Here is a 6,283-nt window from a genome sequence, read left to right as displayed (position 1 = left end):
TCGCCACCCGATATCGTCGTCGCTACGGTAGTTGATACGATTTACGCTTAGTCGCTGATTTGTAACCCCGCAACTAGTCGAACCAAAGGTTGATCCCATGGCCAAGCCCGTCATTGTCAGCGCAGTTCGGACCGCCATCGGGACATCATTCAAGGGCTCACTGGTCAACACCACGCCCGAATTCCTGGCGACCACCATCCTGCAGGAAGCGGTCCGCCGCTCCGGCGTCGAGGTGGCCGACATCGACGACGTGATCTTCGCCGAATCTCATTACGGCGGAGGCGATATGGCCCGCTACGCCGCTACCGCGTCCGGCATGACGTCGGTCCCAGGTCAAGCGGTCAACCGGCATTGCGCGGGCAGCCTGACCGCGGTGGCCAACGCCGCGGCGCAGATCGGCTCCGGGGCCGAGCGGGTCGTGGTCGGCGGTGGCGTGCAGTCGCTGTCGATGACCCCGCTGATGAATTGGCGCATCCCCGGCCCGACCCTGGAGTTCGAGGAGCGGTGGATTCCGCCGACCCACGTCGAGACACCCGATGCGCCGGGCCGGGACATGTCGATCACCGTCGGGTGGAACACCGCGCAGGCCGTCGGGATCAGCCGCGAGGAGATGGACGCCTGGGCATTCCGGTCGCACCAGCGCGCGATCGGGGCGATCGAGCGCGGCACGTTCGTCGACGAGATCGTCCCGCTGAAGATCAACGGCCGCGACGACGCGCTGATCGAGTTCAGCGTCGACGAGCACCCCCGGCGCGAGACCAGCCTGGAGAAGCTCGCCTCGTTGAAGGTGCTGCACCCGGAGATCGAGGGATTCTCGATCACCGCGGGCAACAGCAGCGGGACCAACGACGCGGCCGCCGCGCTGACCCTGGCCGACGAGGACTTCGCCGCGGCGCACGGGTTGACGGTGCTGGGCTCGGTGCAGGTCTGGGCCTCGGCCGCCGTCGTCATCGAGGTCTAGCCGGCTCAGGCCGTAGTCGTCGACGCTGATCGACCCGCGCGTGCTACGAAGCGGTCAGCAGTGGTGCCATCCAGGTCAGTTCGGCCGGCAGTTGCGAGCTCCAGAACGACCCGTCGTGGCCGCCCGGGGAGAACCCACCCGCCGGCGGATTGGGCAACTGCGCGACGAATTGCTTGGTCGCTGTAAAGAACGGATCGCTGTTGCCGCAGTCCACCCGGATCGGGATCGACGCCAGCGCGGGCATCCCGAAGACCGAGTTGGCCGCAAAGTCGCCGGGTCCGTCGAACGCGCCCGGTGCGGCCGCCCCCGACGACGTCCACAGCGCCGGGCTCACCGCGCAGATCGCCGCGGTCCGGCCCGGGGAGAGCCGGCCACCGAGCAGTAGCGCGCCGTAGCCGCCCATCGACCATCCCAGGAAGCCGACCCGGGACGTGTCCAGCCCTTGCCCGCCCAGCATCGGGATGAGCTCGTTGCACACCATCGCGCCGCAGTCTTCACCGGAAGCCCTTTTGTGCCAATAACTTCCGCCACCATCGACAGCGACGACGGCGAACGGCGGCAGACCCGCGGCGACCGCCTGGGCCAATCCCTGCTCGACGCCGCCTTCCATCACCGTGGCCGCGCTACTGCCCTTGCCGTGCAGCGCGATCACCGGCCGTAGCGGTGTGCTCTGACCCGGGGGCCGGGCGATCGCCCAGTTGGTGGCGACGCCACCACGCGCGGCTGAGACGAACGAACCGGTGACCATCGTGGGGGCCGGCGCGGGGTCGAGCGGCGGGCGGGGCGCCAGCGGAATCCCGGTGCCGGTCATCGTGACCGGGGTGGCCATCGGCGGTCGGCCGGGCAGCAGCTTGTCGAGCGAGTAGGCGCCGAGCGCTCCGGCCGCCGCGCCCGTGCCCAGGCGTAGCACGGCGCGACGACTGATCTCCGGCATGCGGGTCATCATAAAGCGCCCGGTGATGGCCTCCGTCCGCCGAACGACTGACGATGGTTTATTTCCAAAGCCCGATGCGGCGTCATTTCGGCTGGCACCATGAACTAGGTGACAGCAGCAGTGGCTCGCCAGGGAGCGTTCGCTCCCGAGGTAGCCGTTGCCGCCACCCAGGCCGGTCCCGGGCCGGTCACGCCGAAGGCTGTGTTAGTTCCCAAAGGAGCCGTCACCCCCAAGGGTGAACGCCGGCGCTACGCGCTGGTCAGCGCCGCCGCCGAACTGCTGTGCGAGGGCGGTTTCGAAGCGGTCCGGCACCGCGCCGTGGCCCGGCGCGCGGGCCTGCCGCTGGCGTCGACCACCTACTACTTCTCCTGCCTCGACGACCTGATCGCCAGCGCGGTGGCGCACGTCGGAATGCTGGAAGTCGCACAGCTGCGGGCCCAGGTGGCGACGCTGTCCCGTCGCCGCCGCAGTACCGACAAGACGGCCGATCTCCTGGTGGATCTGCTGGTCGGCCACGACTCCGAACCACGCCTCACTGAGCAACTGATCTGCCGCTACGAACGGCACATCGCCTGCGCCCGCCTGCCCGCGCTGCGCGAAATTCAGCGTCGGAACATGCGCCAGCGGGTCGATGCCGTCGGCGAAGTCATCGAACGGTCGGGACGCTCGGTCCGCCCGGAGCTCGTTTCCGCGTTGATCTGCACCGTCGACGGTGCGGTGGTCTCGGCGCTGGTCGATGAGCATCAGGATCCGAGGGCCGTGGCGCGATCGACCGTGATTGACGTCATCGACGCGGTGGCGCCGTTCGACCGGCGGCCCCGGACGGCAAGGTCGGCGTGACGATGTAACCGCTCGCGTAATCGCCGTAGATGGTCACGTCTTCGGGGCGGTGATACCAGTACAGCCCGACATAGGCGCACAGCACCGCGTCGACGGGATCTTCGTCGCGGTCGAGGTGCACGGGGCGGGTGGCGCCTTGGACGCGCTTGCGCAGTTCCACCCAGGACATGTTGTGGTTCACTCGCAGCCGCGGCGTCGCATTGTCGAGCCCTTCGATCAGCGTCATCAACTGCAGCAGCTGATGCTGGCGAGTCTCGAACGAGCCCTTCTTGTATTTCAGGGTCTTCCCCAGACCGAACAACGCGATGGTCGCCGGGTGCGGATACACCTCGATCGCCCGTCGTGGCGACTTCGACGCCGGATCCATGTCCAGCGTCAGTGCGGTTGCGATACGGGCGGCCCGCGGATGGGTGAGCGCCGGGTTGGTGGTGTTGGCCGGATGCGCGCCCGCCTCGAAGCTGCGGAAGTCGCGGTTGAGGGCCGCCTCGCAGGGCCGCGACCCGGTCGGGTTGTTGACGACCAACGGCGCGTCGATGGCCACCAGGCAGTCATCGCCGACGTAGGGCTTCATCGCCGCCACGATGCTCCCGTCGTCGTGCGCGGCGCCGACGTGCAGCAACCGGCCGTCGGCGTCGACGACGGCGACGCCGGTGTGGTTCTTCTCGCCCCAGGCGAGGTCGAGCCCGACGAAATACATCAAGCCACTGTGCCTGATCCGCGCGCCGTTAAACTGTGTGTTTGTGACGATCCCGAATGTGCTGGCCAACCGCTACGCCAGCGCCGAGATGGTGGCGATCTGGTCGCCGGAGGCAAAGATCGTCGCGGAGCGACGACTCTGGCTGGCGGTGCTGCGGGCGCAGACAGAACTGGGTGTCGACGGCACGGTGGTTCCGGACGCGGCGATCGCCGACTACGAGCGGGTGCTCGACGACGTCGACCTGGCCTCGATCGCCGCCCGCGAGCGGGTGACGCGCCACGACGTCATGGCACGCATCGAGGAGTTCAACGCGCTGGCCGGCCACGAGCACGTGCACAAGGGCATGACCAGTCGGGACCTGACCGAGAACGTCGAGCAGCTACAGGTTCGCCGCTCGATGGAGTTGGTGTTCGCGCACGGGGTGGCCGTGGTGGCCCGGCTGGCCGAGCGCGCGGCGACCTACCGCGACCTGGTGATGGCCGGCCGCAGTCACAACGTCGCCGCGCAGGCCACCACACTGGGCAAGCGGTTCGCCTCGGCGGCCCAGGAAACCCTGGTCGCGTTGACCAGGTTGCGCGAGTTGATCGACCGCTATCCGCTGCGCGGCATCAAGGGCCCGATGGGAACCGCGCAGGACATGCTCGACCTGCTCGGCGGCGACGCGGCCAAGCTGGCCGTCCTCGAACAGCGCATCGCTGACTTTTTAGGTTTCACAACCGTTTTGACCAGCGTCGGACAGGTGTACCCGCGCTCGCTCGACCACGACGTGGTGTCGGCGCTGGTGCAATTGGGCGCCGGCCCGTCGTCGCTGGCCCACACCATCCGGCTGATGGCCGGCCACGATCTGGTCACCGAGGGCTTCGCGCCAGGACAGGTCGGCTCGTCGGCGATGCCGCACAAGATGAACACCCGCAGCTGTGAGCGGGTCAACGGGCTGCAGGTCGTCCTGCGCGGATACGGCTCGATGGCCGCCGAACTCGCCGGCGCGCAGTGGAACGAGGGTGACGTTTTCTGCTCGGTGGTGCGACGAGTGACGTTGCCGGACAGCTTCTTTGCCATCGACGGGCAGATCGAGACCATGCTGACCGTGCTCGACGAATTCGGCGCCTACCCCGCGGTGATCCAGCGCGAGTTGGACCGCTACCTGCCGTTCCTGGCCACTACCAAGGTGCTGATGGCCGTCGTGCGCGCCGGGGTGGGCCGGGAAACCGCGCACGAGGTGATCAAGGAGCACGCGGTCGCGGCGGCGCTGGCCCTCCGTGAGCGGGGCGTCGACCCGAACCTGTTGGACCGCTTGGCCGCTGATCCGCGACTTCCCCTGGATCGCGCCGCGATCGACGCGGCGCTAACCGACCGCAAGGCATTCATCGGCGCGGCCGGTGACCAGGTCGACGCTGTCGTCGCGGAGGTCGATGCGCTGGTCGCCCGCTACCCCGACGCAGCCAAGTACACGCCGGGCGCCATCCTGTGACGCTCGCGGAGGTCGACTTCACCGATCTGGACAACTTCGCCGGCGGCTTTCCCCACCACCTCTTCGCCGTCCATCGCCGCGAGGCACCGGTCTACTGGCACCTCCCGACCGAGCATACCCCCGACGGGGAGGGCTTCTGGTCCATCGCGTCCTACGCGGAAACGCTTGCGGTGCTCAAGGATCCGACGACATTCTCCTCGGTCACCGGCGGGATGAGGCCGTACGGCGGAACCTTGTTGCAGGATCTGTCGATCGCGGGCCAGGTGCTCAACATGATGGACGACCCGCGGCATTCGCAGATTCGGCGACTGGTCAGCTCCGCACTGACGCCGCGGATGATCGGACTTGTCGAAGCCGACCTGCGGGTCCGGACCCGACGGCTGCTGGACGCGGTGCTGCCCGGTGAGCCCTTCGACTTCCTCGTCGACATCGCCGCCGAACTACCGATGCAGATGATCTGCATCCTGCTGGGAGTGCCTGAGTCCGAGCGGCATTGGCTGTTCGAGGCGATCGAGCCGCAGTTCGACTTCGGTGGCTCGCGCAGGGCGGCCCTGTCTCAGTTGTCGGTCGAGGAAGCGGGCTCGCGGATGTACACCTACGGGCTGGAACTGATCGCGTCGAAGCGGGCGCAGCCGAGCGACGACATGTTGTCGGTGGTCGCCAACGCTGGCCCGGACGACTTCGAAGGCGACGACGCCGCCGCGATGTCGGACCTCGAGTTGTACCTGTTCTTCAGCTTGCTGTTCAGCGCCGGCGCCGAGACCACTCGCAACGCGGTCGCCGGCGGGCTGCTGGCGCTGGCCGAGCATCCGGACCAATTACGCGCGCTGCGGCAGGATTTGGCGGCGCTGCCGACGGCCGTCGAAGAGATGGTTCGGTGGACGTCGCCGTCGCCGTCCAAGCGGCGCACCGCCACCCGTGACGTCGAACTCGGCGGCGCGTCGATCGCGGCCGGCCAGAAGGTACAGATCTGGGAAGGCTCGGCCAACCGGGACGCGAGCGTATTCCGTGACGCCGACGAGTTCGACATCACGCGAAAGCCTAACCCGCACTTAGGTTTCGGCCAGGGTGTGCACTATTGCCTGGGCGCCAACCTGGCGCGGCTGGAATTGCGGGTGCTCTTTGACGAGCTGCTGACCCGGTTCGGTGACGTCCGCGTGGTGCGCGACGTCGAATGGACCCGCAGCAACCGGCACACCGGCATCCGGCACCTGGTCGTCGAGCTGCGCTAGCTGTTTTTGACGGGCAGCTAGCGCCCCCTGACGGCCATTCCCGCCGAACGCAATTCGATGGCGGCCAGGCCGTGGATGGCGTGCGGGTCACCGGCACGCCACGCCCCGACCGATCGGGCGTGACGGCGGTCAGGCGGGCCAGCGGCCG

5 protein-coding genes and 1 pseudogene are annotated in these 6,283 nt (G+C 68.2%); 4 read left to right on the top strand and 2 right to left on the bottom strand.

What is annotated here, in order from left to right; translation table 11 throughout:
• Positions 1-97: 97 nt before the first annotated feature.
• Positions 98-946: pseudogene (locus ABDV69_RS19760) on the top strand (thiolase family protein); the annotation flags it as partial.
• A 58-nt stretch (positions 947-1,004) separates the two neighbouring features.
• On the opposite strand, the gene ABDV69_RS19755 reads toward ABDV69_RS19760, so the two are convergent.
• Positions 1,005-1,907 carry an alpha/beta hydrolase-fold protein gene (locus tag ABDV69_RS19755; RefSeq protein ID WP_343577417.1) on the bottom strand — a complete coding sequence of 301 codons (903 nt, stop codon included), beginning with the start codon at positions 1,905-1,907 and terminating at the stop codon, positions 1,005-1,007.
• Between the two features lie 189 nt (positions 1,908-2,096).
• On the opposite strand from ABDV69_RS19755, the gene ABDV69_RS19750 reads away from it, so the two are divergent.
• A complete protein-coding gene (locus tag ABDV69_RS19750; protein WP_343577418.1) occupies positions 2,097-2,735 on the top strand; it encodes a TetR family transcriptional regulator in 639 nt (212 codons plus the stop codon).
• Here the strand turns inward: ABDV69_RS19750 and ABDV69_RS19745 are convergent.
• Positions 2,680-3,432, bottom strand: coding sequence for a DUF429 domain-containing protein (locus ABDV69_RS19745; RefSeq protein ID WP_343577416.1), 753 nt, complete (start codon positions 3,430-3,432; stop codon positions 2,680-2,682). The genes ABDV69_RS19750 and ABDV69_RS19745 overlap by 56 nt on opposite strands.
• A 43-nt stretch (positions 3,433-3,475) precedes the next feature.
• On the opposite strand from ABDV69_RS19745, the gene purB reads away from it, so the two are divergent.
• Positions 3,476-4,903: an adenylosuccinate lyase gene (gene purB / locus ABDV69_RS19740; protein ID WP_343577414.1), complete on the top strand. Its 1,428-nt coding sequence runs from the start codon at positions 3,476-3,478 to the stop codon at positions 4,901-4,903.
• Complete coding sequence (locus ABDV69_RS19735; protein ID WP_343577413.1) at positions 4,900-6,135, top strand: cytochrome P450; 1,236 nt, start codon at positions 4,900-4,902, stop codon at positions 6,133-6,135. The genes purB and ABDV69_RS19735 overlap by 4 nt, the downstream gene beginning before the upstream one ends.
• The last annotated feature ends 148 nt before the right edge of the window (positions 6,136-6,283 follow it).

This window comes from Mycobacterium sp. (genome assembly GCF_039583785.1).
Lineage (GTDB): Bacteria > Actinomycetota > Actinomycetes > Mycobacteriales > Mycobacteriaceae > Mycobacterium.
The sequence above is the reverse complement of the archived record's forward strand: the minus strand, read 5'-3'. Positions and strand labels throughout refer to the sequence as shown.